The sequence below is a fragment of the Rossellomorea aquimaris TF-12 genome (genome assembly GCF_001648555.1).
Taxonomy (GTDB): Bacteria; Bacillota; Bacilli; order Bacillales; family Bacillaceae_B; genus Rossellomorea; species Rossellomorea aquimaris.
The window spans coordinates 176,734-203,683 of the sequence record NZ_LQXM01000030.1 but is presented as its reverse complement, the minus strand read 5'-3'; the positions used below and the strand labels follow the sequence as shown (position 1 = coordinate 203,683).

Below are 26,950 nucleotides of genomic sequence, written 5' to 3'. Positions count from 1 at the left end.
TCTTTCTTATCTGAAATAGAAATACGAATACAGCCTTATTAAAAAATAGTCAAAAGCACATCTCCCTTTCCTTTGCATAAGATATCGTGGTAAAAAACTGAAGGGAATGAGCAGTATGTACAACTATCCTTATTATGGCTATGCTAATCAAAATGACATGAATAGAAACTCACTTGAAAACCATCAGCAATTAGGGGAGGTGCTCCTTAACGGAATCAAAGGGAAGGCTTCATCTGCCGAGTTTTATAGTCGGTTAGCCAATGCAGCACCGAATCAAATGCACCAGCAAGACCTTCTGCACATGATGAAGGATGAACAGCGAAACTGGTGGCAATTAACGAATCTCTATACCTCCCTTACTGGAAGTCAGCCTTACTATCAGGTAGAGAGTATTCCTTTTCACTCGTACCGGGAGGGTTTGCAAAAAGGGTATGAAACAGAATTAGCGGATTATGAGCTGTTTCGTATAGGCTGTTTACAGACCCAGAATCCACAGGTTTATGATGTTTTGGTGAATGCTTGTAAGGATGAATGGGAGCATGCGAACCGATTAAGTGCATTAGGAGCGGACGAGGACGATCGAGTTGCGTTAAAGGATTATGGTCCTTCTCCTTATACAGTGAATATTGATGAGGCGACGGTTCAAAATGATACGTTTCGGACGGCTTTATGGACCGGGGAGCATTTGCAGGTTACCTTAATGAGCATTAATCCAGGGGAGGATATCGGTTTAGAGGTTCACCCAAAAATTGATCAATTTCTTCGACTTGAACAAGGGCAGGGTATCGTGAAAATGGGTAATCGACAAGATAACTTAACTTTCCAAAGAGAAGTGAAGGAAGATTTCGCTATTATGGTTCCAGCTGGTACGTGGCACAATGTCATCAATACGGGAGACACTGCGCTAAAGCTGTACTCAATTTATGCTCCCCCACAGCATCCTCGTGGGACGATTCATGTGACGAAAGCCGATGCCGAGGCTGCTGAAGAGAAACATGGTTATATGTTTCAAGGGTATTGATGTAGTGATTTTGAGGCACCTATATGGGTGCTTTTTTTATGGTGTTTTGCCCTTACGGATTTGGGTACTAGATAAAAGAATGGAGGGGTTAATATGATCTACATATATCTAGTCATTGTCGGAGTGACGGTTAGCTTGATTGTGTGGGCGTCTCTTCCTTTTGTGGAATGGATTTCTTTTAGTCTACTATTTCTTACCCTACTCCTATCGATGGGCTATTTATCTTTTAATCTAAAGTCCGTTTGGATTTCATTCTTATCTTCTTTTGCCCTTGCTTTACTCTTTGCATTTGTCATAAATAAAGTAACGTCTCTAGAAATCCCTTATTCCATTATCCTGGTATTTGGTTTGGTCCATTTTTTCATTGGAGTGATGGCTGAGTCGAAAAGAAAATGATTGTATTTCATCATAATAGCCATACTAAAAAAATAGAAAAAGGAGGATGTATTATGAAAGCTGCTTGGTTTTCTGAATTTGGTCCTGCATCGGAGGTTCTACGTGTAGGTGAGTTCCAAACGCCTGACCCTGCTCATGGAGAAGTTCTTGTCCGTATACATACGTCAGGAGTGAACCCTTCTGATACGAAAAAACGCCTTGGATCATTTCCCTACTTACTTAATGATGGTCCGGTAATCCCTAACAGTGATGGTGCAGGTATGATTGAAGCGGTTGGTCCAGGTGTTCCTCATTCCCGCATTGGTGAACGAGTATGGATTCATCAGGCTCAGTATGGCCGTCTTCACGGCAGTGCGGCACAATATGTGGCGATTGATAGCAAGCGGGCTATTCCTCTCCCGGAGAATACGAGTTTTGTTGAGGGTGCTTGTTTAGGGATTCCTGTTATGACGGCTCACCGGAGTGTGTTCTCAGATGGTCCTGTTGAAGGTCAATTGTTGTTGATCACTGGAGGTGCTGGTCGTGTTGGTCACTATGCGATTCAATGGGCAAAGCAGGCAGGAGCGACGGTTATTGCTACTGCGAGTAACGAATTAGCTCGCAAGCATTGCATGGAGGCAGGGGCAGACTTTGTGGTGGATCATAAAAAAGATGAAATGGTGGATGAGGTATTAGGTTTTACAGGGGGAGTTAAGGTCGATCGGGTCATCGACGTTGAATTTGGTGCGAATTTACCCAGAGTATTACAGCTGATTCGAATCGGCGGCGTTATCGCGACCTACTCTTCAACAGTCGTAACGGAACCGACCTTACCCTTTAAAGAAATGATGTTTATGGATTTAACCCTGCGCTTGATTATCGTCTATGCCATGCCGGAAGAGGCGAAAAGAGATGCCATCAGGGATATTACACTTGCTTTGAAAGAAAATCGACTTCAGCATCGAATTGCAGCTACATATCAATTAGATGAGATTGCGAAGGCGAATGAACAAATTGAAGCAGGGGATTTTTATGGGTGTGTAGTGGTTGAGGTTGATTAACGATTAGATGAAAAAATTTAGAACGAAAGGGAAAGGGTTAGTAGAATGCCTCATGGCAACTTCTACTAACCCTTTTTTAGTTCCCTCCTTTTGGGACAAGGAACCTGTCCCTCCGTCCCTCTAAAATTTTAGTGAATATTTTCATTAATTGTAATAAAATAGAATTTTGGGGAGGATCAAATATGAACTTATTAAAAACTACTTTAGAGCATTTTAAACCTTATTGGAAAAAGCTATTGGTTGCACTGACGTTTTCTGTCATAGGGGGTCTCTTTACGATTGTTCCTTCTATACTGGTGAAAAAACTGGTGGACGAAGTGATAGCAGGAGGGGAGATGAACTTTTTACTGTGGGTGGTTGGAGGCGTTCTCGGAGCATTCTTAGGGAAGTCTCTGTTTGAAACTATGCAGGAATATGTCCAAGTGAAGATTGGACTCGATGTGATTACGGATATGCAAATTCGTGCCTTTCGAAAGCTGCATCGAACGCCTATGTCGTTCTTTTCAACGACACCACGGGGAGATATGTTATTCCGTTTGACTCATGATGTGGAGTCGATTCAAAACTTGAATAATACGGTTGTGCCTCGAATTCTTCAGCAGGTGGTTGGTGCCATTGCGGCGTTCTCTGCTGTGTTTGTGTTATTCTGGCCAGCTGCCATTGTCATGTTTGTTGTGTTTGCGATTTACATCATCCCGTCCTTTACATTAGGTAAAACCATGCGAAAAATGAGTGCTGTACAGCGGGAGATGAGTGCCGATATGTATCAGCATTTACAGGAAAGCATTGAGAGTGTTCGATTAGTGAGAACCTATCAAACACAGGACAAGGAAGTGGAAACACAGGAAAAGAAGCTAACAGATTGGAAGAATTACTCCATTCGAGCAGCCCTTATCGGCAAGGTCAACTGGAGACTGGGAAACTTATTTAATATTGCAGCTCCTGGAGTTGTCATGTTAATTGGTGGATTTGCCATTTGGGATGGAAGGATTTCAGTAGGGACCTTGGTTGCCTGTCTAAGTTTTATTCCCATCATGTTTTTGCCTGTTCGCTCCCTTGCTGAGCATGCCTTGACGATTCAGCAGGCGATCCCGGCGTTAAATCGAATCTATGAATATTTTGATCTGCCTGAGGAGCACGAGGAGACTCTTCCTTCCTTTGGAGAGGTAAAAGGAAAAATTGAATTAGACAATCTATGGTTTTCTTATCCCTCAAGCGACAAACAAATTCTCAAGGGTGTTTCTCTTTCCTTAGAGCAAGGGAACCATATCGGAATTGTTGGAACCAGTGGCGGAGGAAAGAGTACGCTGGTTCAGCTTTTACTAGGATTATATGAACCTCAGCAAGGCTCCGTTTTAATAGATGGGAACAATCTATTCAAATATAATCGGAACAGCTTCAGGCAACAGGTAGGAGTGGTTTCTCAGGAAACCTTTCTACTAAATAGTACCCTTCGTCAAAATCTTTTATATGGAAAGCCCGACGCCACCATGGAAGAGCTGGAGCAAGCGGTGGAAGCAGCAGGGTTAAAGGAATTGATTGAATCATTAGAGGAACGCTATGAAACGATTGTTGGAGAAAGAGGATTAAAGCTTTCTGGTGGTCAACGACAACGAGTTGCTTTAGCTCGTGCGATTTTACGACAGCCGCCTGTTTTGATATTTGATGAAGCCACTTCATCTCTCGACGGAGAAACAGAAGAAAGAGTGCAGGCATCCCTTGAAAAATTGATTCCCGGCCGAACAACGATTACGATTGCTCATCGCTTGGTGACAGTGAGAAAAGCGGATGTAATCATTCTTTTAGATCAAGGAATGGTAGCGGAAAAGGGAACCCATGAAGAACTCCTTTTACGCAAAGGAAAGTACTATGAATTATATAAAGCACAATACAGTGAGCTGGAAAAGGAGATGATTGGATGAATACTGTCTCCCAAACGAAGAATCGTGACGGCAGAAGGGTACTTGCCTTCTTAAAGCCCTATAAAAAATGGGTCATCGCAGACTCTGTTGTCATTGCCATCAGTCAAGTATTTTCAGCGTTAATTCCGACTCTGGCCCTTAGCTGGCTGGTGGATACCATCATCCCGAGTGAAAACTACAACTGGCTATGGGGATTGATGTGGTTATTGATACTATCATCCGTATTAGATTTAGTGATGATGGTCATCGATGAATATTTTTGCCATCAAACCGCAAAGACCGTGACCAATTGGCAGAAGCTGCGGTTATTCCGACATTTGCAGGTGTTACCGTACTCCCATTATCACAATAACTCTACTGGAGAAATGCTGGCGAGGGTCTCGGATGATCCCGATACCCTTCATAACTTCCTTGCTTGGGAAGGGTCAACCTTCATGGCCAGTGTTCAGGGCGTTTTCATTTATAGTCTTGTGCTGTTATGGATTCATCCTTACTTAATGGTAACCAGTGTCGTACTTGGTGTGATTTTTTATTGGACCTCTAATTATGTAGGGGCGAGAACAAGAACAGCTTCAGCCGATGCAAGAAAAGAGGCTTCAAGGTATCTTGAGAGATTAAGAGAATCGGTAACCGGCATTCATTTGTCACGGGTTCTAGGGGTTTCGGATAGTGAGGTAGAAAGTGTTATAGCCATTCGTGACACCTTTGTTCAACACTCCATTAAAGAACTAAAGGCAAGAATGCAATCCGTGGTAGTGATTGCGAGCTATAATGGATTTGCCTTAGGACTGGTTTATTTAATCTCTACGTTATTGATTTGGAATCAAGGTTTAACAAGTGGACAGATGCTGACGGCTGGTGGACTGGTGACGATTGCAGCAAACGAAATGCAGCGATTACTTCGTAACTGGCTCTCAGTCAGAAGAACGGGACCGGCCCTTGATCGTTCCGATATTCTTTTATCTAAGGAAGCTTCTGAGGCCGAGGTTCATGAAGGCATTCGTGGTGAAAGAGCAAGTGGAAGCATTGTGCTGAAGGATGTCTCGTTTGCCTATCCCGGAAAAGAAGAAAACGTCTTAAAGGGTGTTTCCTTTTCCATTGGAGCAGGTGAAAAGTGGGCGTTGGTTGGTCCGAGTGGTTCTGGGAAATCCACGATTGTCGACTTGTTGTTTAAGCTTTATGATACAGGCGTTGGCCGGATTGAAGTCGATGGACGCGATATTAAGGAATGGGATACAGCTTGGCTGAGATCACAAATGGCCATCGTGACCCAGGATGTATTATTGCGAAGCGGCACACTTGCTGAGAATTTAAGAATCGGTAAGCAGGATGCAACAGAGGAACAATTGCTGAAAGCGTTGGAGGATAGCGGGCTGGGTGAACTCATTGAAACCCTGCCGGAAGGATTGAATACCAAGGTAGGAGAAAGAGGGAGCCTTCTTTCAGGTGGGCAGAAGCAGCGTTTATCCCTGGCGAGAGCGATTTTAAAGGATGCTCCGATTCTTATTCTGGACGAAGCAAGCTCAGCACTTGATCCCATTACAGAAACCAAGATCAATGAGGCTGTATTGAGAGCCGGGAAAAATCAAACGATTATCATTGTATCCCACCGCTTATCAACGGTTCTTTCAGCTGATAAAATTGTGGTCCTGGAACATGGAAGAATCGTAGAACAAGGAAAGCATACGGATTTGCTTCAAAACCATACAGGCGTCTATTCGAGATTGTTTGGGAGAGAGGCTGAAATTGGTGGAGCGACGATTAAGGGTGTAGCGGTTAAGTAAATTGAAAAGGTAAAAGAAAAGGTACCTATTTAAAAGGTGCCTTTTCTTCATTTGACTATTTCCGATATTTGTAAGATAGTTACTATGTCCTGTCATGAATAGGAGAAAAATAGTTTACTAGTAGGAGAAATCTATGAAGGAATTTCATGATCGATTACATAAAAAATATTATTATACGATTGTTTCTTTTATCATCGTGTTGATGGTCATGGGAGTGGTGATTGATAATCCCTTTAATTCACGTTTTATCATCCATGGATTAATGGTAGCCATCATTTCTGCATGTTTGTTGTTTTATCCTCTATTCGAACATGCATGGTTGAGATACACCACAGTGATCTCTTCCACTGTGTTTTTTTACACCTTATTTTATCTGTATCCGGAGACTTGGTCGGGCTTTGTTTTGCTTTGCTTCATACCCGCCTTTTCCATACTTTTTTTTGACAGTAGGCTTTTTTATTTTTCTCTCGTATTGAATATGTTGTTCATTGCCTTTTTGTTTAGCTATATTGTGGTCGTGGATAAAGGTCAATCATACCCATACATATACACAGACGTAGTAGGAAACGTTGTAAACTTCATGGCAAGTCAAATCCTGCTATATTTTATCTTTCATTTAACCAATCTTCGCATACAGAAGCAACGATTGTATTATGAGCAGGTGCAGCAGGCAGAGCGAATGAAGACAACAGGACAGCTGGCAGCTGCAGTCGCTCATGAGATTCGGAATCCGTTGACGGTGGTGAAGGGATTTTTGCAGTATTATGCGGAGGAGAAAGAATTCAATCACAAGCAGAATTTTTCACTGATGATTAACGAACTCAATACGGCTGAGCATGTTATCTCCCAGTTCCTCTCCATTTCAAAGCCTGATCAAGGGGAGACGCTGAATCACGTTGATATCGAGCCCGTGTTGAAGGATGTAACGGAACTTTTGAATATGTACGGGTTGTTGAATGATAACAGCATTCATCTCGATGTAGAAAAAGGGTGTTATGTGATGGCCCATTCAATTGAATTGAAGCAGCTCCTTATCAATCTCATTAAAAATGCCATTGAAGCCTCTCATCACAGCGGATCCGTCTCCGTAACGGCTACTAAGCAAAAACGACATGTGGTCATTCAAATTAACGATAGTGGTCAAGGGATGACACAAGAGGAAGTGAAGAGCCTTGGTACCCCTTTCTACTCCTTGAAAAGCAAAGGAACGGGACTCGGACTCATGATCTGCTATAACATAGTAGAAAAATACAACGGCACCATTCAATTTGAAAGCGAGCCAGGAATCGGCACAACCGTAACCATTCGCTTTCCCCTCGTCCATTCTTGAAAAAGGTGCGTCCCCTATCGCTTTAAAGTGATGGGGGACGCACCTTTTGTTTTATCATTCAAAGGAAATTGGACTTTTCTTGGGGGAAATATGTTCTAGATGGGGTCATTGTAGGTAGGATTAATGTTATGTGGTTTGTGTCGCAGGAAAGAGAAGGAAGGTTTTATATTCGACCTTTTTTCGTACAGTGACTATTAACCTTCCACTTGATTTTCAAGATTAAATACCCGCTTATCGATGTCTGTCATTCTTGTATTCAAATACTCCACTTCGAAATCTGACTTCTTTTTAGTCAATTTAAGCAAAGAAATTACCTCTTCTGCTTGTGATGCTTCAATTCTATTGACCGTTTCTTTAATCGTTTTTACATCTGTTTTGGTATCCGATAAGTCCGTTCTTATTGAAGAGACATCTGCCTTGGTATCCGATAAGTCCGTTCTTATTGAAGAGACGTCTGCTTTGGTATCCGATAAGTCTGTTCTTATTGAAGAGACGTCTGCTTTGGTATCCGATAAGTCTGTTCTTATTGAAAAGACATCTGCTTTGGTATCCGATAAGTCCGTTCTTATTGAAGAGACATCTGCCTTGGTATCCGATAAGTCTGTTCTTATTGAAGAGACGTCTGCTTTGGTATCCGATAAGTCTGTTCTTATTGAAGAGACATCTGCTTTGGTTTCTTTTTGCTCACTTCGTAACTCCCTGATATCATTTTTTGTTTCCTTCATATCCTTTTGAAGCTCCAATAATATTTTGAGCATTTGCTTTTCCATGAATATCACCTCCTTACATCCATTATAAAGTATATAATTAACTCGTACTACTTTAATATATTTCCTCTTTTACATTGACTGCATTCTTTCCAAAAATGCCATTAAAGCTTTCAGGACATACTATAAAACATGTCATGAAAGTGTTAAGCTAATGATTTAGTGAACAATGACGATTGCAAAATTTCAGGAGGTACACAAATGAACATGGATAATAACGATATATTAATTCGACTACGATATGCTCTCGATATTAAAAATACAGAAATGGTTGAAATTTTTAAGCTTGGTGGCATTGATTTAACAAAAGAAGAAGTGCTAAAAGTGCTTACGAAATCGAAGGATACCGACGATTATGATGATGATTATGATATTGGTGAAGATGAAGACCATATCCCATGTGATGATGATATGTATGAGTCCTTTTTAAACGGCTTTATTACGTTTAAAAGAGGAAAACAAGAACCCAAGCCAGGACAACCGGAAAGACCGGAATTGTCGTATGAACATGCGAATAATCTTTTGCTAAAGAAAGTGAAAATCGCCTTGACCCTTACGAGTGAGGATATCATTGAGATTTTAGAAGATGCGGGAGTAATAATCACAAAAGGAGAATTAAGTGCCCTTTTAAGAAGAGAAGGACATAAGAATTATAAAATATGTGGAGATCGATACGCTCGAAACTTTTTAAAGGGATTAGCGATAAGATACAGGGATTGATGACATGAACCATACTTACTTAGGTGAGACGATCCATTACGAAGTGAAATACAAAAATCGTGCCTCCATCGGCATTTATCTCGATAACTATGGCAACATTGAAATCCATGCGCCTAAAGGAACACCGGATGAAGCTGTACTTCGAATACTAGAGGACAAGTGGGATGTGATTCTGCAAAAATCCAAAGAAATGAAGGAAAGACTGCTTGGACCACAAAAGAAAAACTATGAGCCGGGTGAGAGCTTTCTTTATTTAGGAAACTCCTTTCCAATACAAATCCATGAGGATTCAACGACCCCTCAAGACCGTGTCATGTTTGACGGAAAAACTCTTCACATCTATGTGAAACAGCTTGAGGATGACAAAATAAAACAAGCCTTAAAACGATATTATTACCAGCAGTGCAAATCGTTAGTAGAGAAGAGTATCTCTCTTCATCAACGTCACTTCAAAGCAAAACCACGCTCTATCAAGATTTCAGATAGTAAAACCACCTGGGGAACCTGCGATTCAAGAAGGCAGTTAACCTTTAACTGGCGACTGGCCATGGCACCACAAGAGGTCATTGACTATGTAGTTGTTCATGAAATGTGCCACATGGTTCATCTGAATCACGATCGTTCTTTCTGGCGTCTCGTTGGAAAAATCGTGCCTGATTATAAGGAAAAGGAAAACTGGTTGGCAGGTTCAAGTTGGAAAATGACGGTCTAGAAAAAACCCTTATTCGTTTTATGAAAAGGGTTCTTTTTTTATGCGTATTTCAGATTCAATATCTATTTCTATATGTCCCCAATGATAGTAAACTAGTTTTATATCAGTAGGAGGTCCCTTATGAAAAAGATATTTATTACTCTAATCTTAGTCGTGTTCCTGCTATTACTAGGTACTTATAAACTAATGAACTCTCGAAATATTCAACTGTTTGGTGGGCTAACCAATCATGTAGAAACTCAGCAAAAAGTAGTGGCATTGACTTTTGATGACGGACCTACAAAAAATGTAGACAAGATTCTACCGTTGTTAGAGGATTACAATGCAAAAGCTACATTCTTTCTCATTGGAAATGAAATCGAAAAAAATCCTGATGAAGCGAAAAAGATTGCAGATGCAGGACATCAGATTGGGAACCATAGTTATTCCCACCAACGAATGATTTTTAAAACGCCTGCCTTTATCGAGGAAGAGATTACGAAAACAGATACGTTAATTAGAGAGAGTGGCTATAAGGGTGAAATTGATTTCCGCCCTCCTAACGGGAAAAAACTTCTGATATTGCCTTATTATTTAAACAAACATAATAGAGAAACCATCACTTGGGATATTGAACCAGATGGTGCGGCTAATAAGGTTGATTATGTGAAGAAAAATAGTAAAAACGGTTCTATCATATTGATTCACCCAATGTATGATCAAACTGGAGAAGAACAGAAAGTATTGAAAGAGATTTTACAATCCTTGTCTGAAGCAGGCTATAAGTTTGTTACAGTGAACGAGCTTCAAAAATTAAACGTTCAGGACAAAAGTTGAAGGAGATGAAAACAAGAATGGAACGGACGATTGTCGAGTTAGAAGAAAAGAAATTAATCGGAAAATCTATGAGTATGTCTTTGGAGATGGATACTACAAGAGAGCTGTGGCGAGGCTTCATGCCTCACCGCACATCCATTCCATACAGTTTGGATGAGAAATTGTATAACGTGAAAGTTTTTGAAAGTGGATTTGATCCTACGCTATACAGTACTTCCACCATCTTTCGAAAATGGGCAGCAGTGGAGGTGGAGAGCTTTGATAACGGAATGGAAGAAATGCAGCAACTTACTATGAGTGGTGGCTTATATGCTATGTTCCTTCATCATGGTCCAGCCAGTCGTTTTAACGAAACGTTAGGATACATATACGAATCTTGGCTACCGACTTCAGGGTATGGATTAGATGAACGAGAGCATTTTGAACGCTTCACTGAAGAGTATAACCCCACTGATTTAGAAGCAGTTGAAGAAGTATGGATTCCAATAAAAAAGTTAGATAAAAAGAAAAATGCTTAGTCCTGTGACTAGGCATTTTTCTATGAACTTCAGCTTATTTATTGATTATCTGTTTTCCCAAAAATCCCAGTATCTCCCGATAAGCTACCATCTGATTTCGTTTTTTCGAAAATCCATGTCCTTCATCCTCAAATAGAAGGTACTCCACATCGATTTCTTTGTCTTGTAAATGCTTAACCATTCTTTCGGATTCTTCCGTTTTTACTCTAGGGTCGTTTTGCCCATGGATAATGAGCATAGGTGTATTCATGGATTCTATGTAAGTAATGGGAGAATCTCTCACAAGTTTGTCGTAGTCCTTTTCAGGATTTCCAACCATTTGATCCATAAGTGGCTTCCAGCTGGCCGGGACATTAGATAGGAAAGTGAGTAGGCTGGATATGCCAAATATATCGACTATTCCACAGAAGTAGTCTGGATCCCTTCCAGCAAGAAGAAGGCTCATATATCCACCATAGCTTCCACCTAAAGCAAAGATTTTTCCTTTCTCTGCGAGATTCTCTTGTATCAACCAATCCATCCCTGCCACACAATCCAGCCTTGGACCACCACCCCAGTTTTGTTCCACCATTTTTTCGAAAGATGCACCGTATCCCTGGCTCCCCCTAAAGTTTGGAGCAAAAAGGGCATAACCACTTTGTACAAGGTATTGGAATAATGGTCTATACATCATTCGTTCTGCTTCTTGTGGACCGCCGTGAGGACATAGGATGGTGTAGCCATTTGGATTCTTCGGGTTAAATAATAAAGCTTCAATCTCCAGTCCGTCAAAGGAAGAATAATGAATGATTTCAGGTTTAATCAAGTCTTCTTCACTGATCCCGAGTACTTTATTATTGGTGATCTGGGTCCAGTTCCTTTGATGGTCCAACTTGAAAATATTATCGGTCCTGTCTGCTGAAATACCTAATAGAAATAGAGTTCCATCCCTAGTCAGGATCATTTTTTTGATAATATCACAGGGACTTAAAATGAAATCAACCTTTGCCGATGCTATGTCATAGTGGTATAGCTGATCTTGAACACCTTTTTCCGTTGCTATAAATAGACTGCTTGTATCAGAATGCCATTGAATGGCTTTTACTTCTTCTTTTTCTAGTTTTAGAAGAGGTTGAAATTCATAAGTTAAGAGGTTAAAAGAAGCAAGGTAAGAAAACTCTGATTGATAGTTTGTGACGAAATATACAGTGTCGTCTGAAAATAAAACGTCACGGATCGTATGAGGCACAGCTGGATCAGGGACAAGAGATATTTTATCCCCTGATGATTGATAAAAAGCTGCCACATGAGTGTTAGAATAGCTTTCCGTAAAAACATAGGATGAATCATTTGAAGAAACAGCCGCTACCACGATTGGTGCTTTTTCTCCTTTTTGAATAAGGGTGGTTTGACTCGTTTGCAAATTGGTTTTATAGATATTTAACAAGTGGTTTTCATGATTGGCAGAATAGTAGATATCCTGCGTACTTGTAAAGCAAGCATGATAACAGGTTGATTTGGCCTCCTTTTCATTGAAGGGGATAGGTGTTCCTCCTGACAGAGGCAGGTAATGTAATTGGAAATTTTCATCTCCGTTGTTTTCAAATGTTGCTACGATCGTTTCGTTGGAGTGATCTACATGGATGAGGCTGCTTTCCTGATTGATCGTAGTTAGTAGGTATGGAAAGGAATTTGGAAAATCCATTGCCCACAGGTTATATTCACCGTTTAAATTTGTACTGAACACCAATTTCTCTCCGTTTTCGCTAACGCTAAATGTACTGATTTCTACAGTGTGAAAATAGTGTTCTATTTCCGGCTGGGGTACACGAATAGGACATTCCTCCTTATTTTAGATAGGTATATTATTCCATTATTTGTCATGTTATTCAATGAAAAATTCTCTTCTACACGAATAGTAAGCGAATTAATCGAGATAATAAAAAAAGATTTAGTGTCCGGAAAAAAATAGCTTACGTTTCTTTAATGAAAGAAGGGTTTAGACATGTCTAGCATCCTATTAATTTTTTTATTACAAATCATTTTAGTGCCAACATTATCTCTTCGCATTATTTTTGTTGTGAAGAATATGAGTGTATTTGCAGCTATTTTTGGATTTTTAGAAGCGCTCATTTATGTATTTGGTTTATCCATCGTCCTAAGCGGCGAGCAAAGTATTCCAGAGATGCTCGTTTATGCCTTGGGTTTTTCAGCAGGCATCTTTTTAGGGAATTATATTGAAACTAAATTGGCTCTAGGATATACAACTCTTACTGTTAACTTAATGAATATGAATTCTGATCTGGTGTCGATTCTTCGGAACAATGGAATCGGAGTAACCGTATTTGAAGGAATGGGGAAGGATAGTGTCCGTTATCAGCTTCAGATTTTGACAAAAAGAAGTTTAGAAAAAAATGTAATGAACATGATCGAAGAATATGAGCCGAATGCCTTTATCATTTCGTATGAGCCCCGTAAGTTTAAGGGAGGATATCTTTTAAAATCGATGAAAAAAACAAAGAAAATAAAAAACCGAGTATGATTTCATACTCGGTGTCCAAGTAGCGCAGCATTCACATATTCCTTCGTAACCGCTTGATAATAAGAAGACTGCACCGTCAACACCGATACAATCAATACATTTAACACAATGTTGAGGTTCTCTTCCTTCACTCCATTAAAAGAAGGTAACATCATCTGACATTCCTCTTTAATATATTGATCAATCAACTGATTGACAGAACCAGTTGGAGAGCTTATTTTCGCTTGTAGAGGTCGATGATGAATTTTATCAAAAATTGAAGCGTAGGCAGCATACAAATCTGTTGGGTTCACAATGTCATCTGTAGTGTCTTCAATGTTGTTAAATACCAGGGTTAGAATCTTTCGTATGGAATCAAAGTCTAGTGTAGCTTTCAAATCCTCGACGATGAATAGCATGGCGGCTTGTTCTGTCGTATATTTTTTGCCGAGCTTAGGAGAGCCAATAAGTCCCTTCACGTCACGCTTTACCCAGTTTTGTATCGTGCTTTGGGGAAAGCTGGTGAATTCAATTTGGTTTCCTAAGGAGACAATTTCCTTTAAGGAAAAGCCGATTTCTTTTTTAGCTGGTTTCATGATTTTTTGTAAGATGGGAGGCATTTCAGCTGAGGAGAGATCTATGCTCCACACGTCTTGTAAAACCATGAGAGGAGTACGATTCGTGCCACCATTCAGTGATAGGAGCAGGTCAGCCATATTTTTTCGCGTTAATGTAAATGTTTCCACCATGAATCCTCCGTCCCTTATCGTCTATATCCTTTTATAGTAATGCTTCCCCATAGTCTCGTCAATTCGGTTATTATTCTTGTATTTTAGCCTAAAAGAATTTATAATAGATTCAAATACAGGTTCATTTGAACTTGAAATGAGAGTGAGGAGTCAATATGGGGAAGCGTATATTTTATTTCCTTTTAACGAACGTATTAGTATTACTAACCATTAGTATTATTTTCTCCGTTACTGGAGCGGGGAATTATATCAATGCTCAAGGCGGAATTGATTTTGGAGCTTTATTAATTTTTAGTGCCATTATAGGTTTTTCCGGATCCTTTATTTCGTTAGCTATGTCTCGTTGGATGGCCAAAAAAATGATGGGCGTCCGTGTCATCGATCCGAATGGAGCAATGTCTTCTGAGGAACAAATGGTTGTGGAGAAAGTTCACCGTCTTTCAAGAGCGGCAGGCTTAACACATATGCCACAGGTAGGAATCTACCATTCTCCTGAAGTGAATGCTTTTGCAACAGGTCCTACGAAGAAAAGATCTTTGGTTGCCGTTTCATCTGGCTTGCTTCATCAAATGGATGATGATGCCATTGAAGGTGTAATTGCCCATGAGATTGCCCACGTTGCCAATGGAGATATGGTCACCATGACGTTGCTGCAAGGTGTGGTCAACACCTTTGTTGTCTTCCTGGCGAGAATTGCTGCATGGGTTGCTTCTCGATTTGTTAAAGAAGAAATGGCACCCATCGTTCATTTCGTTGCTGTGATTGTTTTCCAAATCGCCTTTTCAATACTCGGCAGTATGGTTGTCTTTGCATTTTCACGTCACCGTGAGTTCCACGCCGATCGTGGTGGAGCGGACTTAGCCGGTAAAGATAAAATGGTCCATGCTTTACAAACGCTGAAGGCTTATTCAAACCGTATGAAAGGTGAAGAGCAGACAGCCATTGCCACAATGAAAATTAATAATAGAAGAAAATCGGCTCTTTTCTCAACCCATCCTGACTTGGATGACCGAATTAGTCGTTTACAAGCGAAATAATGATTAAAGAATGCCTGCCCTGTAAAATTGGGGTAGGCATTTTTTTATCCGAATATTCATCCTCCTTTCTCATATAGATGTAGAGAGTGCACATTTACAAGGAGGAGATCGACATCACACAAGAAAACAATAAAAGTAGAAACATCATAAAGGACACGTCAGAAAAAGCCAATGATCTGGTTCATAAGTCAGCGGACACAGCGAACAACATTGTAAAGTCTGTTTCAGGAGAGGGAGGCTTAGTTGGTAAGGCTGCGGATGTGTCATCAGACGTGATCAAGAATACATCGAGTTTTGGAAAAGACGTCATCGGAAAAGCAACCGATACCTCTTCCAAAGCCATAAAAGGTGTCTCAAACAAAGTGTTCAAAAAGAATAAAAATGACGAGTAATGTCTAAGGACAATTCATATAACAGCCTGAGTCTTCTTTATAGACTCAGGCTGTTTTCACCTGTAAAAGTAACATTTCTCACATACAATTCATTCCCGTTTGAGAGATAATGAGTTTGAAAGGGGAGAACTTGCCATGAAATCTAACGTTGGAAGTGTAGACAAAGTCATTCGGATCATTCTTGGAATCATTCTTTTATCTTTATTATTCTTTATAGAAGGCAGCTTGAAATGGATTGGTTTATTCGGTGGAGTCTTATTATTAACAGCATTTATTAACTGGTGTCCACTCTATCTTCCTTTTGGAATTAGTACGTGTAGAAGAGGATAGTAGTTGAGGAAGGGACCTTTATTGGAGGGTTCCTTTTTTATTGGTGTTGGCGTTAGAATATCCAAAAAAAGTAAAATGGATTGATTATGATCAAAATCGGCTCGATTAGCTTTCATTTTGGATCGATTAGTCGTTGAGGCGGCTCGTATTTGTATGGAATCGGCTCGATTAAGAGGTAAATCGGCTCGATTTGTTATTTGTGAGGCGAAATGGTTGTATAATTTTTTACAAAAAAAGTAAAATGGCAAGATTATGAGCAATATCGGCAAGATTAATCCTCGTATCAGCAAGATTAACTCTCAAAACGGCAAGATAAACGGGTGAATCGGCAAGTTTTCCTATGAAAAATCGAACAATTATCAAATGAAACAATATACAGGTTTTACCTACGAATTCTTCCCTTTCAACCAAATCTTGTAACCAGTGATTTTCTTTTCCAGCATCTCATTGGTAGCGAGTAAGGTATCTATTTGCTGCTGAATCATCTTTTGATGGTTTTCTAAAAGGGAAATACGTTCAGATGTTGTTTCTTCACCCTGTTTGACGAATTTCGTATATTCTTTTATTTGGGCAATGGGCATTTGCGTTTCTTTTAGTTTGAGGACGAAGCGGAGCCATTTTATTTGAGATTCATCATACATTCTTTTTCCGTTGTGATTGCGAAGAGGGGAAAGGATGTTTTCTTGTTCATAGTATCGTAATGTATGAACGCTTATACCGAACAGGTCTGCTACTTCACCGATTGAGTACATAGTTACCTCCTACTGTTTTGTTCAAGTCTATCACTTGACCTAGAGTAAACTCTAGCCATTATACTCATACTAGTAACGAAAATTCAATGGCATTGTCCATTTAGGAGGAGAACATGATGAAGTATACAGTTATCACTGGTGCCAGTTCTGGAATTGGATATGAAGCAACCCACGCATTTGCAGGTCGTGGGAAAAACCTTATTATCGTTGCTAGAAGAGAAGAAAAGCTTGAAGAACTAAAAAAAGAAATACAACAGAAGCATCCTGAATTAGAGGTTGTTATCAAGACCTCTGATTTATCAATCTCAGAAAATGTACATGATTTCTATAACTCGTTGAAAGACTATGACATTGAAACGTGGATCAATAACGCTGGTTTTGGGAATTTTGATCCAGTTGGTGAACAAAAGCTTCCAAAAATTGAAACCATGCTTCACTTGAATATCGAAGCCCTCACCATTTTGTCATCTTTATATGTAAGAGACTATTCATCCATAGAAGGCACACAGCTAATAAACGTGTCCTCAGCTGGAGGATATACGATTGTAGGTGGTGCTGTGACATATTGTGCCACAAAGTTTTATGTTAGTGCATTTACCGAAGGACTTGCTCAAGAATTGAAGGCGATGGGAGCGAAAATGCAGGCTAAAGTATTAGCACCTGCTGCAACAGAAACAGAATTTGCACAACGCTCTATGGATATGGATGAATTTCAATATGAAGGCACCATTCCTCAATTTCATACAGCAAAGGAAATGGCTGATTTCATGTTGGAGCTATATGATGGGGAAAAAGTCGTTGGGATTGTAAACGGCGAAACATATGAATTTTCACTAAGAGATCCTCTTTATCCTTATGTAGAACGAACTAGATAATTAAAAATAAAGAATGCCCCGGACTATTAGGAAGTCAGGGGCATCTTTATTCTAAGCAAAAATCGACCATTCATTTTGTTCCGCAATTTTCACCATATCTTCTCTTGGATTGACCACAATAGGGTGGGTGACGTACTTCAATAAGGGGATATCGCTCTCACTATCAGCGTATGCCCAAATTTCTTTTGAATGATGGGTTAAGTGCTGCTGTTCCTCGATCCATTGGAGTAATTTCTCCACTTTCACATTTCCGTTAATGATTGGACCAAGCTCACCTGTGCAATGACCTTTTTCATTAAAAAGTAATTCAGTGCTTAAAACATGAACGTCTAATTTCAAGTCTTTTGTAAAGATTTTTAAAAAGGGTTGAAGTGCACCTGATAGTAATATGACTGTATCCCCGTCTTTTTGGTGTTCACGGATTTTGTGGACAAGGGTTTGGTGAATATCTTCTCTTCCAAAATCAACAAGCTCCTGGAAAAATTCTTCTAAATCTTTATCTGTTTTCCCTTTAAATGCCTTGGCGAAGGATTTGAAAAATTCGTGGCGAAACCTGTTTTTGCCTCTGACTGAACCAATAGCTGCCGCCTTCACTAATCCACCTGCTACAATTGCCCACTGCTTCTTCGTGAATCGTTTCTTCCCAATTTGAAGCATGATTTTAAAGGAGTTTCCTTGATAGAGAGTACCATCAAAATCTACGGTAACGATTGCCAAAATCTAACACCTCGCTTTTTTAGTTAGTATAGGGGAGTTGGGACTAATTGTAAATGGGATAGAGGAGACAGGTTTTATGTCCTACAACCAGTTGCAATACACCTCAAATTTTAATAAAGTATAAAGTTAGACAGAAGTTATCAAGGAGGATCCAAAATTGACGAATATCAAACCAGAGACAATGGTTGCTCATATAGAACAATTTGATCGGAAAGGCTCAGGAGAAGCCGTCATTTGGCGAGAAAATGAACTTGGCAATCCTAAGAAATTAAGGCTTACTATTCCGCAAACGCTAATAGGAGAAAAGGTTCGGCTAACGGTTGACCAGCCTGACAGAAGAAGAAGAAAGGCTATGCCCGATGAAATACTGGAGGCCCATCCTGAACGAACGGTACCGCCATGCCCCCACTTTGAACGATGTGGAGGATGTGTGTGGCAGCATTGGGATTATGAAGGTCAGTTAAAGCAAAAGACGGATCACGTAAAGCATGCATTAGCAGAGCAGGGCTATGATCCCGATCTTGTAAGAGATACTTTAGGTATGGACAATCCTTGGCGTTATCGTAATAAGATGGAATTTACGTTTTCACCAGAAGGCGAATTGGGATTACATGAGCAAGGAAACTTTCGCAAAATCATTTCACTGGAAACATGCTTGATTGCCAGTGAAGAAATGGTGGAAGCGACCATGGAAGTAGCCGATTGGGTGAAGGATCACGGACTAGTAGGATATAACAAGGATCTTCACGAAGGGTTACTTCGTCATTTAATGGTTCGACAATCCTTTGAAACAGGTGAGCTTATGCTGGGGTTATTCGCAACAGAAGCACCTTCTGCTCATCAAAAGGCCGTTGATGATTTGGTAAATCGTATTAGCGAGAAATTCCCTCAAGTAAAAAGCTTGTTATGGATGGAAAATACAGCATGGGCTGACCGGACGCAAGCGGAGGAAATTCATCTCTTAGCTGGACGTGATTACATTTATGATGAAATGGCGGGCTACCGTTTCCGCCTTTGGTTTGATACCTTCTTCCAAACCAATCCAACACAGGCGCAGAAGTTAGTGGACTTAGCGATTGAATTGGGACAACCAAAGGAAACAGAAAAGATGATTGATCTGTTCTGTGGTGTCGGAACGTTTTCTCTTCCTTTCGCAAGCAAGGTAGGCAAGCTTGCAGGAATTGAGATTGTTGAGAGCTCGATTGAATCGGCGAAACGAAATGCTGAGGATAACGGCATCTCAAACACAACCTTCCTGGCGAAGGATGCAAGAAAAGGAATCGACGAAATGTTAGAGAGCTTTGGACATCCAGAGTTATTGATGCTCGATCCTCCTCGTTCAGGTGCAGGTGGAAAAGTGATGAGAAGAATTGGACGTTCTAAACCAGACCGTATTGTGTATGTATCCTGTAATCCAGATACCTTCGCAACGGATATTAAGGAGCTTGAACCGTTTGGATATACTTTAAAAGAGGTTCAGCCCGTAGATTTATTCCCTCATACGGTTCATGTTGAGTGCGTAGCAATTTTAGTTTTAAAATAGTGTAAAAAAAGGAATCCAACTAGTTGGATTCCTTTTTTGATTTGATAGACAAAAAAGTCTTGATGCAGTTTATCCCTACATGATAGCTTTAAAACAGATAATTCCAAATATTTAAAGAGGGGGCAATGTATGAAAGAAATCCTTATTAACTATATGAAACGCTTTTCTGAATTAAGTGAGCCCGAACTTGAAAAAGTGGCAGCAGATGTTCCGGTTGCTACTTTTGAGAAGGGGAGCATTCTATTACGTCAAGGTGAGGTTCCTGATAAATGTTACTTTGTATTAAAAGGATGTGTCCGACAGTTTTCTGTTGATGAGTCAGGTAAAGAAATTACATCGGATTTTTATACAGAAGAGCAGAGTGTAACTGTTTTTAATCAGCATACGATTGATAAAGCATCTAACTATTCTTTGGTTTGTCTTGAAGACAGTGTTATGGTCGTTGGTGATGTAACAGTAGAGCAAAATCTTTATAATGAAAATCCTTTTCTTGAAAGGATGGTTCGTAAAATGGTGGAAGAAGATATGGGTAAAATGAAGGATGATTTTGCTGCGTTTATCTCTTCAAAACCAGAAGATCGATATAAAGATTTACAGAAAGAGAGGCCGGACCTAGTCAACAGAGTACCACAGCATCAGCTTGCCAGTTATCTTGGTATCACTCCAGAGTCATTGAGCCGCATTAAAAAACGGCATCATTCCATGTAAGGATTGACCTTTCCCCCTTTTAGCAATAGCCAGATACCAAATCCTACTTCACCAATCATCATCGGTATGCTCAATATTGTCGTTACGCTATCAAACTGTGGGAGAAAACCATGTAATACATGAATAAGCATGTAGCTGACTCCAGCTACTATTAATAAAATACTGATCCACTTAGGAATATGAGTGGCTTTCATCGCGACGTAACCAATCAAGATTAGATGTGTGCCAAATACAATTAACCCGATTGACCAAATGGATTCAAAACTTCCTATAGATGTCATGATCTTTGAAGCAAGCATTTCAGTTGAAAAAGTGTTTTCTTGGAGGATTCTGCTAGCCGTAATTAAATTTGAAACAGCAGAAACGAGTATGGACGTATAGATCAGGCGAAGCCAGGCTGCCAATAGGGAGTATTCTGCGTGCACAGGCTTTAAATAAACATAAAAAGCCCATGAAATAACAATGTCTAAAAGAATGATAACAACCCATCCAACGATTTCTAATTGAAATAAGGAGAAGGATTCTTGGATGTTTCGGACTGTTGAAGCAGGATCTCCACTTACCATCAGTGAAAGATGAACATAACCGTAAGATATAAAAGCTGCAACTGCCATGATGAGTAATGAAACACCTGCAATGATTGCTGATGACCGTTGAATATTTTGGTTTATTAATGATGTTTTCATTAAGAACCTCCTTTAAAATCAGTATCAAGATTATATGTATTGTACCTCCATCAGTAAAATGTCTCATTGACTTAAGTCAATAGAATAGTAGAAAAAAACAGCATCATTCATGTTTGAATGATGCTGTTTTTATGTTTTATTGTAGTGGTCTGGATTTCCCTTGAAACACGTCCGTTAAGTTCCATTTGAACCCATTGCCGCTGTAGTCATCGATGTTTACAATTGGAGCAACCTTTATCATCCCATTCACGAAGTTTCCGTTGTGTTTGAATTCTGTGTACCCGATGTTGGTCCTAATATTTTCTCCTGTCATTCCGTAGATTTCCTGGATTTTTGATTTTTGTATGGCTGGGTTGAAGAGAACTTCCAGTTTGTATCGTTTTTTTGGATTGATGCGATCAATTCTTATTTGAAATTGTCCCTCATCATTCACCTTTCCAGTACCTTCAGCTATATATTCTTCAAATTCCTCGGCCTTAGCATTGATCACCCTGGCGTATGATTCATGATCTCCATATTCTTTGATTCCAGCATACATGATGGCATCTTTCGGGAGATTGGTTTGTCCTTCAACAATAAGTTCTTTTTCCTGAAGCATAACGGTTCCGGCAATATCAACTTTTATACCCGTAGGCTTTGGAATAGGATGTACCTGTTCCGTCGCCATCTCCACCCGACAGCCTGTTAACAATAGGAAAGCAAAAAGAAGGGCAGCGCTTAGTTTTATTTTCAATGGAAGCCCTCCTTTGAATGGACGTTACGTGAGAAAGTGAATGGTTCTTCAAGTTCCTTTGAAGAGTAAGGAGCTATGTTTTCTTGTTTGTTCTTTTTAACAGCAATCGTATCCTCGAGCAATACCTCTTTAAGGAACCGTGTGATTTCATTGACGCAGAAAATCGATACAGCAAAGAATCCAAGAGGAGCAAGGGCTAGCCATGTATAAAGGAACACCTGATGGAGGTTAATACTCATGGTTGCTGCCCATTCATTTGTATAAGAAAAGTATTCAGGTACCGATTCCATGATGCCAAATTCCACGATCTTAAGTCCACCTAAACAAATGTAAAGGACACCAAGCTGGATGAGTAAATAAAGTGTTTGCGAAAGCTGTTCTGAAAACATAACAAGAGCATTTCTGCTGAACTGTGGTGGCAAGTGCTTTTTAATAATATAGAATTTGCTTGCACCAATTTGCCTGGAAACGGTAATGAAATCATTTTTCAAATATTCCTTTATCTCTTCTCCTATGTACATACCGAGAGAAGGGATGACGATGACGGATATCACGATGATTTCAATGACGAGAAAACGAAATGAGAACAATGCGCCTGACTGAAAGGCAAGCTGTAAAGGAGTGAGAAGCACAAAGGCAATAATCGCTAGTGGGATAAAGTTGAATGTATCCCCAATTCCTTTGATAACCTGTCTGCTCCAACTTGGAAGAAAAGCATACACAATACCAAATGCAAATCCTCCAATCATGCGAAGAAGAGCAATAATAGCAGCTGATAATAGGGTGTATTTTGCTCCTGCAATCAAGATATAGAACAGGTTTCTCCCCAGTTTATCGCTCCCCAATGGCTTCATTTCAGACGGTGTATAGGGAGGATCAGCAAGTAACTCTCCTGTTTCTTCATCTTTTAAATAGGGCGGCCCCTGCTCCAAAAGCTCAGGATAGAATGCAGAGATTATAAAGCTCGCAGCCAGCAGGATGATCAGAAAGCTTAGGGGCAGCCAAAATCGAAGCGATCGAAAGATATTCATGAACGAACCTCCTCGTCAGGCAGCCATTTTTTTAAGAACACAGCTCCCATTGAAAATACAACAAAGAATGGAATGTAAATCATCAGCATCCCTAAGAAAAATGCACTTGGTGTATTGCTGGATACATCAAGGAGTATATTCATAAACCCATGAATATTAAAAAGGATCTCAATAATTAATAGGTTTGACAGCATGAGTAGAAAAATCGGTTTAATGTGGTAATAAAAGTGAATCCAAACATTCCGAAACAGGTGAACCCAAATCGTATAGGCTTTAGAGAAGCCCTTTGAAAATGAGTATTCTACGTATGGTTTTTCTTGTTCTTCACGAAGCTGGAATAAAAAATGCTTGGTTAAGAAAGCGATAGGCATGACAGCAAGACATATAATAGGAAGAAGATAGATTTTTTCTTCACCTAGCGTATAGATGTCAAACAACAGGATATCAGTTTTCTTGAAAAACCAAATGATGAAAAGCTGGATAAAGACAATGATGAGTACATCTGGAAGGGAATCTAACAAATCCAGCAACCGAAAGCAGAAACGGTACACGTTTCTTGGCAGAAACATAAATAAGTAACTTAGAATGGTAGATATAAAGGTTGCGAGTAAAAATGCAAGAAGTAAAAGGGAAAATGAGTAGCCGAACAACTGAAAAAACAGTGGATAAATTGGATAGCTCTTGGTATCAAAGGGCTCTCCAATTTCGATGATAATAGAGGTTGGGTGAAAAAAATCTTGAACGATTTCCCTCAAAGTTTGAATGTATTTACCCAGCATGATCACTAATTCGCTATCATAGGCAAGCAGTGAACCAGCGCCACTAAAAAGGAATAATCCAAAACATGTAAGTACAAATTGCATAGGTAAGGTAATGGTATTGCCTCTGTTCATGAAAACAACTCCTAACAGTAACTAGTTCTTTAAGTATAAAAGTTTATGTCAATAATTACAAAATAATTTTATTTTTTACAATAATGTTAAAAATGAACAATTAATTAAATGTATATTTTAATGGTTTGAAATTTTTCCTTTGGTATTAATGTTTGAGAGAAGACGACAGAGCTAAATCAAAAAATACCTTTCAATTTTGTAAGAATTATTTTCAAACTTTTTTTGACAAATTGGTCCTATGGGGAATATGATGAAACTATAAAGTTGCATCGAGGAAACTTTTTATGGAACAGGCAATATACTTTACTGGAGGAATGAAAGATGTCCGAATCAAAAAACATGCTTCTGTCTGAATGTAAACCAGGGGATGAAGTTCTTATAAAATCATTATCATTAGAAGGTACGATGAGAAGAAGATTACTAGATTTAGGGTTTGTAAGGGGATCGGAGCTTAAGGTAATACAAAAAAGTCCCCTAGGGGATCCGATGGCATTTCGAGTGAGTGATACAACGATTGCATTAAGAAAAGAGGAAAGCTCGAAAATTATCGTGGAAAAGATAGGAGGGGATGAGTGATGAGTTCATATAGAATAGCTCTAGCCGGAAATCCGAATACAGGAAAAAGTACACTGTTTAACTTATTAACAGGCTTACGTCAGCATACAGGAAATTGGCCGGGAAAAACCGTCATTCATGCAGAAGGGGAGTTTCGTCATAACGAATCAAAATTCACCATTATAGACTTACCGGGAACGTATTCCCTTTACTCCAATTCTGCTGATGAAGAGGTGGCTCGTGATTACATTGTATTTGAAAAGCCGGAGGTAACATTGGTGGTCTTGGATGCCACTTCGATTGAACGGAATTTAAATCTTGCTCTTCAAGTATTAGAGATGACCGATCGGGTCATTGTTTGTTTGAACCTGATGGATGAAGCAAAGAAAAAAGGGATTGAAGTAAATAGTGAGGCTCTTAGTATGAAGCTTGGAGCTCCAGTTGTGAAAATATCCGCAAGAAATAAAACTGGAATTAAAGAGTTGTTGGATACGGTTGATGAAATGGCTAAGGGGAATGTACCCACAAACCCTTATCGAATGACCTATTCAGAAGATATTGAAGCGAAAATAGAAGAGCTGACACCGAAGGTAAGACAAATGATCGGGGATGACTTTCCAATTCGATGGATTGCATTACGTTTATTAGACGGTGATGAAAGTATTATTGAGTCACTAAACAATTATTTCAGAAAAGAGAGTAAAGGAGGAGGAGTATCCAATGTCTCGGTCAATGCAACCACATGAAGGTGATCAATCCCTAACGTACCTGCTTAACCACGCGAAAGGGATGTCGAGTGAAAACCTGCGAGATGAAATTGTTGAAAATATTTATAGTACGAGTCGATCCATCTGTAAAGAAGTCGTGAGCTACAAAAATAAAGATAGAATTCACTCTGAGAAGCTGGATAAAGTGCTAACGTCACCAATTTGGGGATTCCCAATCATGCTTGCTATGCTTGGAGCGGTTTTCTATTTGACGATTGCTGGTGCTAATGTCCCTTCGAGTATGCTGGCCCAAGGATTTGCTTGGATGGAAGGGCAACTGACTGTTTTATTTAATGCACTGAATGCTCCGGCTTGGCTACACGGCGTATTGGTCCTTGGATTTTTTAGAGGAACTGGATGGGTAATCAGTGTCATGCTTCCTCCAATGGCGATTTTCTTTCCTGCTTTTGCACTTTTAGAGAATTATGGTTACTTACCTCGTGTTGCTTTTAACATGGATCGACTGTTTAAAAAGGCAGGTGGACATGGAAAACAGTCACTTACTATGGCGATGGGATTCGGTTGTAATGCGGCAGCGATTATGTCAACCAGAATCATCGAATCACCAAGAGAAAGAATGCTTGCGATTTTGACAAATAACTTTGTTCCATGTAATGGCCGGTGGCCTACGTTGATTTTGCTTGCTTCTCTATTTATGGCGGCAGGATACGCAGGTGCGTCAGCTTCACTTGTTACAGCTGCGATGGTCATGTCCATGGTGCTGATCGGTATCGTTGTGACCATCTCGGTATCATGGGTATTATCCAAAACAGCCTTAAAAGGGGTACCAACTCAATATACATTAGAGCTTCCTCCCTATAGACGTCCAAAATTTTGGAACACTGTATTGCGTTCTAGTATCGATAAATCATGGTATGTGTTAAAAAGAGCCGTCATCGTGGCTGCGCCAGCATCGATTCTGACATGGATTGTGGCGAATATTTATATCGGTGACACTAGTGTTCTCATGTACTTTGTTAATTTCCTTGACCCATTTGGTCAGGCTCTCGGGATGGATGGGTTCATTATGGCCGCTTTCATTCTTGGATTACCTGCGAACGAAATTGTTGTTCCCATTTTGATCATGGCATATCTGTCACAAGGTGCGATGCTGGAGCTTGATGATTTAACGGAATTGAAGGCCGTTTTCGTCAGCCATGGCTGGACCTGGTTAACGGCGTTAAGCATGATGTTATTCTCCCTGCTCCATTTCCCTTGTGGAACAACGCTTGTAAATATTTATAAAGAAACAAAGAGTAAAAAGTGGACGTTTTTATCCTTCGCCATCCCAACTGCGATTGCCATTGCAGTAACCTTCCTTGTTGCAACGATTGTTAGAGGAATGGGTTGGGTGTAAAGCGAGCATCGTATTTTATAAAGAAGTAGGAGCAGTTGCTCCTGCTTTTTTTTTATAGGCTATTTTCATAAACTTTGTTGCTCTTGAAAAGAGAGAAGTGGTTGATATCACTCCAATCCACTTTCTAAAGCAGGAGTATTTTAATATAGACGAATCTAAATTCCTTTCACGTTTAGAGAACATCATTTTTTCAATGTGTACAGTCATTGATTTTTGCTTGTATAGTTGAAATACTTTTTCTTTGTTTGCTCTTTGCACAACTAAGCAATGAGGAGGCGCGGCCGAATGCTATCTGCCAC

29 protein-coding genes are annotated in these 26,950 nt (G+C 39.8%); 20 read left to right on the top strand and 9 right to left on the bottom strand.

Features of this window, described 5'->3' with window-relative positions; all coding sequences use genetic code 11:
- Nucleotides 1-115: 115 nt before the first annotated feature.
- From IQI_RS18260 to IQI_RS18235, 6 genes are all read left to right on the top strand, one after another.
- On the top strand, nt 116-1,021 hold the full coding sequence (locus tag IQI_RS18260; protein ID WP_064094100.1) for a cupin domain-containing protein: 906 nt from the start codon (nt 116-118) through the stop codon (nt 1,019-1,021).
- Between the two features lie 93 nt (nt 1,022-1,114).
- Nucleotides 1,115-1,417, top strand: a complete 303-nt coding sequence (locus IQI_RS18255; RefSeq protein ID WP_064094099.1) for a hypothetical protein — start codon at nt 1,115-1,117, stop codon at nt 1,415-1,417.
- A 53-nt stretch (nt 1,418-1,470) separates the two neighbouring features.
- Nucleotides 1,471-2,457, top strand: coding sequence for an NADPH:quinone reductase (locus tag IQI_RS18250; RefSeq protein ID WP_064094098.1), 987 nt, complete (start codon nt 1,471-1,473; stop codon nt 2,455-2,457).
- 182 nt (nt 2,458-2,639) lie between these two features.
- Nucleotides 2,640-4,379, top strand: coding sequence for an ABC transporter ATP-binding protein (locus IQI_RS18245; protein ID WP_064094097.1), 1,740 nt, complete (start codon nt 2,640-2,642; stop codon nt 4,377-4,379).
- Nucleotides 4,376-6,163, top strand: coding sequence for an ABC transporter ATP-binding protein (locus tag IQI_RS18240; protein WP_064094096.1), 1,788 nt, complete (start codon nt 4,376-4,378; stop codon nt 6,161-6,163). Before IQI_RS18245 ends, IQI_RS18240 begins: the two co-directional genes overlap by 4 nt.
- 133 nt (nt 6,164-6,296) lie before the next feature.
- A complete protein-coding gene (locus IQI_RS18235; RefSeq protein WP_064094095.1) occupies nt 6,297-7,493 on the top strand; it encodes a sensor histidine kinase in 1,197 nt (398 codons plus the stop codon).
- 194 nt (nt 7,494-7,687) lie between these two features.
- Here IQI_RS18235 and IQI_RS18230 read toward each other — a convergent pair whose 3' ends face one another.
- Nucleotides 7,688-8,263, bottom strand: coding sequence for a coiled-coil domain-containing protein (locus IQI_RS18230; RefSeq protein WP_064094094.1), 576 nt, complete (start codon nt 8,261-8,263; stop codon nt 7,688-7,690).
- Nucleotides 8,264-8,461: 198 nt separating this feature from the next.
- On the opposite strand from IQI_RS18230, the gene IQI_RS18225 reads away from it, so the two are divergent.
- The 4 genes from IQI_RS18225 to IQI_RS18210 all read left to right on the top strand — a co-directional run bounded on the left by IQI_RS18225 (nt 8,462) and on the right by IQI_RS18210 (nt 11,026).
- On the top strand, nt 8,462-8,980 hold the full coding sequence (locus IQI_RS18225) for a YehS family protein (RefSeq protein WP_197489776.1): 519 nt from the start codon (nt 8,462-8,464) through the stop codon (nt 8,978-8,980).
- Between the two features lie 4 nt (nt 8,981-8,984).
- Complete coding sequence (locus IQI_RS18220) at nt 8,985-9,692, top strand: M48 family metallopeptidase (RefSeq protein ID WP_064094093.1); 708 nt, start codon at nt 8,985-8,987, stop codon at nt 9,690-9,692.
- 120 nt (nt 9,693-9,812) lie between these two features.
- Nucleotides 9,813-10,508 carry a polysaccharide deacetylase family protein gene (locus IQI_RS18215; protein ID WP_064094092.1) on the top strand — a complete coding sequence of 232 codons (696 nt, stop codon included), beginning with the start codon at nt 9,813-9,815 and terminating at the stop codon, nt 10,506-10,508.
- Between the two features lie 17 nt (nt 10,509-10,525).
- Complete coding sequence (locus tag IQI_RS18210; RefSeq protein WP_064094091.1) at nt 10,526-11,026, top strand: GyrI-like domain-containing protein; 501 nt, start codon at nt 10,526-10,528, stop codon at nt 11,024-11,026.
- A 34-nt stretch (nt 11,027-11,060) separates the two neighbouring features.
- On the opposite strand, the gene IQI_RS18205 is transcribed toward IQI_RS18210, so the two are convergent.
- Nucleotides 11,061-12,752 (bottom strand): S9 family peptidase, encoded by a 1,692-nt coding sequence (locus tag IQI_RS18205; protein WP_082892793.1) that lies wholly within the window; start codon nt 12,750-12,752, stop codon nt 11,061-11,063.
- A gap of 258 nt (nt 12,753-13,010) precedes the next feature.
- Between IQI_RS18205 and IQI_RS18200 the strand changes: the two genes are divergently transcribed.
- Nucleotides 13,011-13,547 carry a DUF5698 domain-containing protein gene (locus IQI_RS18200; RefSeq protein WP_064094089.1) on the top strand — a complete coding sequence of 179 codons (537 nt, stop codon included), beginning with the start codon at nt 13,011-13,013 and terminating at the stop codon, nt 13,545-13,547.
- Between the two features lie 2 nt (nt 13,548-13,549).
- Here the strand turns inward: IQI_RS18200 and IQI_RS18195 are convergent, their stop codons facing one another.
- Nucleotides 13,550-14,272 carry a DUF1836 domain-containing protein gene (locus IQI_RS18195; protein WP_064094088.1) on the bottom strand — a complete coding sequence of 241 codons (723 nt, stop codon included), beginning with the start codon at nt 14,270-14,272 and terminating at the stop codon, nt 13,550-13,552.
- Nucleotides 14,273-14,430: 158 nt separating this feature from the next.
- On the opposite strand from IQI_RS18195, the gene htpX reads away from it, so the two are divergent.
- The 3 genes from htpX to IQI_RS18180 all read left to right on the top strand — a co-directional run bounded on the left by htpX (nt 14,431) and on the right by IQI_RS18180 (nt 16,034).
- Complete coding sequence (gene htpX / locus IQI_RS18190) at nt 14,431-15,312, top strand: protease HtpX (protein WP_064094087.1); 882 nt, start codon at nt 14,431-14,433, stop codon at nt 15,310-15,312.
- Between the two features lie 86 nt (nt 15,313-15,398).
- Nucleotides 15,399-15,704, top strand: coding sequence for a hypothetical protein (locus IQI_RS18185; protein ID WP_231893460.1), 306 nt, complete (start codon nt 15,399-15,401; stop codon nt 15,702-15,704).
- A gap of 135 nt (nt 15,705-15,839) precedes the next feature.
- Nucleotides 15,840-16,034, top strand: a complete 195-nt coding sequence (locus IQI_RS18180; RefSeq protein ID WP_064094086.1) for a YgaP family membrane protein — start codon at nt 15,840-15,842, stop codon at nt 16,032-16,034.
- A gap of 386 nt (nt 16,035-16,420) precedes the next feature.
- On the opposite strand, the gene IQI_RS18175 is transcribed toward IQI_RS18180, so the two are convergent.
- Entirely contained in the window at nt 16,421-16,786 is a 366-nt protein-coding gene (locus IQI_RS18175) for a MerR family transcriptional regulator (RefSeq protein ID WP_064094085.1), read from the bottom strand.
- Nucleotides 16,787-16,902: 116 nt separating this feature from the next.
- Between IQI_RS18175 and IQI_RS18170 the strand changes: the two genes are divergently transcribed.
- Nucleotides 16,903-17,661: an SDR family NAD(P)-dependent oxidoreductase gene (locus IQI_RS18170; protein WP_064094084.1), complete on the top strand. Its 759-nt coding sequence runs from the start codon at nt 16,903-16,905 to the stop codon at nt 17,659-17,661.
- A 51-nt stretch (nt 17,662-17,712) separates the two neighbouring features.
- Here IQI_RS18170 and IQI_RS18165 read toward each other — a convergent pair whose 3' ends face one another.
- Nucleotides 17,713-18,378, bottom strand: coding sequence for an HAD-IB family hydrolase (locus IQI_RS18165; protein ID WP_064094083.1), 666 nt, complete (start codon nt 18,376-18,378; stop codon nt 17,713-17,715).
- A 181-nt stretch (nt 18,379-18,559) separates the two neighbouring features.
- Between IQI_RS18165 and rlmD the strand changes: the two genes are divergently transcribed.
- Nucleotides 18,560-19,921, top strand: coding sequence for a 23S rRNA (uracil(1939)-C(5))-methyltransferase RlmD (rlmD, locus tag IQI_RS18160; protein ID WP_064094449.1), 1,362 nt, complete (start codon nt 18,560-18,562; stop codon nt 19,919-19,921).
- A 129-nt stretch (nt 19,922-20,050) separates the two neighbouring features.
- Nucleotides 20,051-20,629: a Crp/Fnr family transcriptional regulator gene (locus IQI_RS18155; RefSeq protein WP_064094082.1), complete on the top strand. Its 579-nt coding sequence runs from the start codon at nt 20,051-20,053 to the stop codon at nt 20,627-20,629.
- Here the strand turns inward: IQI_RS18155 and IQI_RS18150 are convergent.
- The 4 genes from IQI_RS18150 to IQI_RS18135 all read right to left on the bottom strand — a co-directional run bounded on the left by IQI_RS18150 (nt 20,617) and on the right by IQI_RS18135 (nt 23,972).
- The gene (locus IQI_RS18150) at nt 20,617-21,315 is read right to left on the bottom strand and encodes a DUF4386 domain-containing protein (protein WP_064094081.1); all 699 of its coding nucleotides are present in this window, start codon (nt 21,313-21,315) and stop codon (nt 20,617-20,619) included. The two genes, IQI_RS18155 and IQI_RS18150, sit on opposite strands and share 13 nt — an antisense overlap.
- A 136-nt stretch (nt 21,316-21,451) precedes the next feature.
- Nucleotides 21,452-22,048 (bottom strand): hypothetical protein, encoded by a 597-nt coding sequence (locus tag IQI_RS18145; protein ID WP_064094080.1) that lies wholly within the window; start codon nt 22,046-22,048, stop codon nt 21,452-21,454.
- Nucleotides 22,045-23,079, bottom strand: a complete 1,035-nt coding sequence (locus IQI_RS18140) for an ABC transporter permease subunit (protein WP_064094079.1) — start codon at nt 23,077-23,079, stop codon at nt 22,045-22,047. Before IQI_RS18140 ends, IQI_RS18145 begins: the two co-directional genes overlap by 4 nt.
- A complete protein-coding gene (locus IQI_RS18135; protein WP_064094078.1) occupies nt 23,076-23,972 on the bottom strand; it encodes an ABC transporter permease subunit in 897 nt (298 codons plus the stop codon). Before IQI_RS18135 ends, IQI_RS18140 begins: the two co-directional genes overlap by 4 nt.
- A gap of 321 nt (nt 23,973-24,293) precedes the next feature.
- Here IQI_RS18135 and IQI_RS18130 point away from each other — a divergent pair, with 321 nt between their 5' ends.
- From IQI_RS18130 to IQI_RS18120, 3 genes are read left to right on the top strand one after another with little or no spacing between them, the layout of a single operon-like run.
- Nucleotides 24,294-24,548 carry a FeoA family protein gene (locus IQI_RS18130; RefSeq protein WP_064094077.1) on the top strand — a complete coding sequence of 85 codons (255 nt, stop codon included), beginning with the start codon at nt 24,294-24,296 and terminating at the stop codon, nt 24,546-24,548.
- On the top strand, nt 24,548-25,273 hold the full coding sequence (locus tag IQI_RS18125) for a FeoB small GTPase domain-containing protein (protein WP_064094076.1): 726 nt from the start codon (nt 24,548-24,550) through the stop codon (nt 25,271-25,273). Before IQI_RS18130 ends, IQI_RS18125 begins: the two co-directional genes overlap by 1 nt.
- A gap of 43 nt (nt 25,274-25,316) precedes the next feature.
- Nucleotides 25,317-26,651, top strand: a complete 1,335-nt coding sequence (locus IQI_RS18120) for a nucleoside recognition domain-containing protein (RefSeq protein ID WP_408007948.1) — start codon at nt 25,317-25,319, stop codon at nt 26,649-26,651.
- Nucleotides 26,652-26,950: the final 299 nt, after the last annotated feature.

Bases quoted from the DNA above. Each gene is read 5' to 3' on its own strand.
- IQI_RS18260 (WP_064094100.1), top strand. From the start codon at position 116: ATGTACAACTATCCTTATTATGGCTATGCTAATCAAAATGACATGAAT.
- IQI_RS18255 (WP_064094099.1), top strand. From the start codon at position 1,115: ATGATCTACATATATCTAGTCATTGTCGGAGTGACGGTTAGCTTGATT.
- IQI_RS18250 (WP_064094098.1), top strand. From the start codon at position 1,471: ATGAAAGCTGCTTGGTTTTCTGAATTTGGTCCTGCATCGGAGGTTCTA.
- IQI_RS18245 (WP_064094097.1), top strand. From the start codon at position 2,640: ATGAACTTATTAAAAACTACTTTAGAGCATTTTAAACCTTATTGGAAA.
- IQI_RS18240 (WP_064094096.1), top strand. From the start codon at position 4,376: ATGAATACTGTCTCCCAAACGAAGAATCGTGACGGCAGAAGGGTACTT.
- IQI_RS18235 (WP_064094095.1), top strand. From the start codon at position 6,297: ATGAAGGAATTTCATGATCGATTACATAAAAAATATTATTATACGATT.
- IQI_RS18230 (WP_064094094.1), bottom strand. From the start codon at position 8,263: ATGGAAAAGCAAATGCTCAAAATATTATTGGAGCTTCAAAAGGATATG.
- IQI_RS18225 (WP_197489776.1), top strand. From the start codon at position 8,462: ATGAACATGGATAATAACGATATATTAATTCGACTACGATATGCTCTC.
- IQI_RS18220 (WP_064094093.1), top strand. From the start codon at position 8,985: ATGAACCATACTTACTTAGGTGAGACGATCCATTACGAAGTGAAATAC.
- IQI_RS18215 (WP_064094092.1), top strand. From the start codon at position 9,813: ATGAAAAAGATATTTATTACTCTAATCTTAGTCGTGTTCCTGCTATTA.
- IQI_RS18210 (WP_064094091.1), top strand. From the start codon at position 10,526: ATGGAACGGACGATTGTCGAGTTAGAAGAAAAGAAATTAATCGGAAAA.
- IQI_RS18200 (WP_064094089.1), top strand. From the start codon at position 13,011: ATGTCTAGCATCCTATTAATTTTTTTATTACAAATCATTTTAGTGCCA.
- htpX (WP_064094087.1), top strand. From the start codon at position 14,431: ATGGGGAAGCGTATATTTTATTTCCTTTTAACGAACGTATTAGTATTA.
- IQI_RS18180 (WP_064094086.1), top strand. From the start codon at position 15,840: ATGAAATCTAACGTTGGAAGTGTAGACAAAGTCATTCGGATCATTCTT.
- IQI_RS18175 (WP_064094085.1), bottom strand. From the start codon at position 16,786: ATGTACTCAATCGGTGAAGTAGCAGACCTGTTCGGTATAAGCGTTCAT.
- IQI_RS18170 (WP_064094084.1), top strand. From the start codon at position 16,903: ATGAAGTATACAGTTATCACTGGTGCCAGTTCTGGAATTGGATATGAA.
- rlmD (WP_064094449.1), top strand. From the start codon at position 18,560: ATGGTTGCTCATATAGAACAATTTGATCGGAAAGGCTCAGGAGAAGCC.
- IQI_RS18155 (WP_064094082.1), top strand. From the start codon at position 20,051: ATGAAAGAAATCCTTATTAACTATATGAAACGCTTTTCTGAATTAAGT.
- IQI_RS18150 (WP_064094081.1), bottom strand. From the start codon at position 21,315: ATGAAAACATCATTAATAAACCAAAATATTCAACGGTCATCAGCAATC.
- IQI_RS18140 (WP_064094079.1), bottom strand. From the start codon at position 23,079: ATGAATATCTTTCGATCGCTTCGATTTTGGCTGCCCCTAAGCTTTCTG.
- IQI_RS18135 (WP_064094078.1), bottom strand. From the start codon at position 23,972: ATGAACAGAGGCAATACCATTACCTTACCTATGCAATTTGTACTTACA.
- IQI_RS18130 (WP_064094077.1), top strand. From the start codon at position 24,294: ATGTCCGAATCAAAAAACATGCTTCTGTCTGAATGTAAACCAGGGGAT.
- IQI_RS18125 (WP_064094076.1), top strand. From the start codon at position 24,548: ATGAGTTCATATAGAATAGCTCTAGCCGGAAATCCGAATACAGGAAAA.
- IQI_RS18120 (WP_408007948.1), top strand. From the start codon at position 25,317: ATGTCGAGTGAAAACCTGCGAGATGAAATTGTTGAAAATATTTATAGT.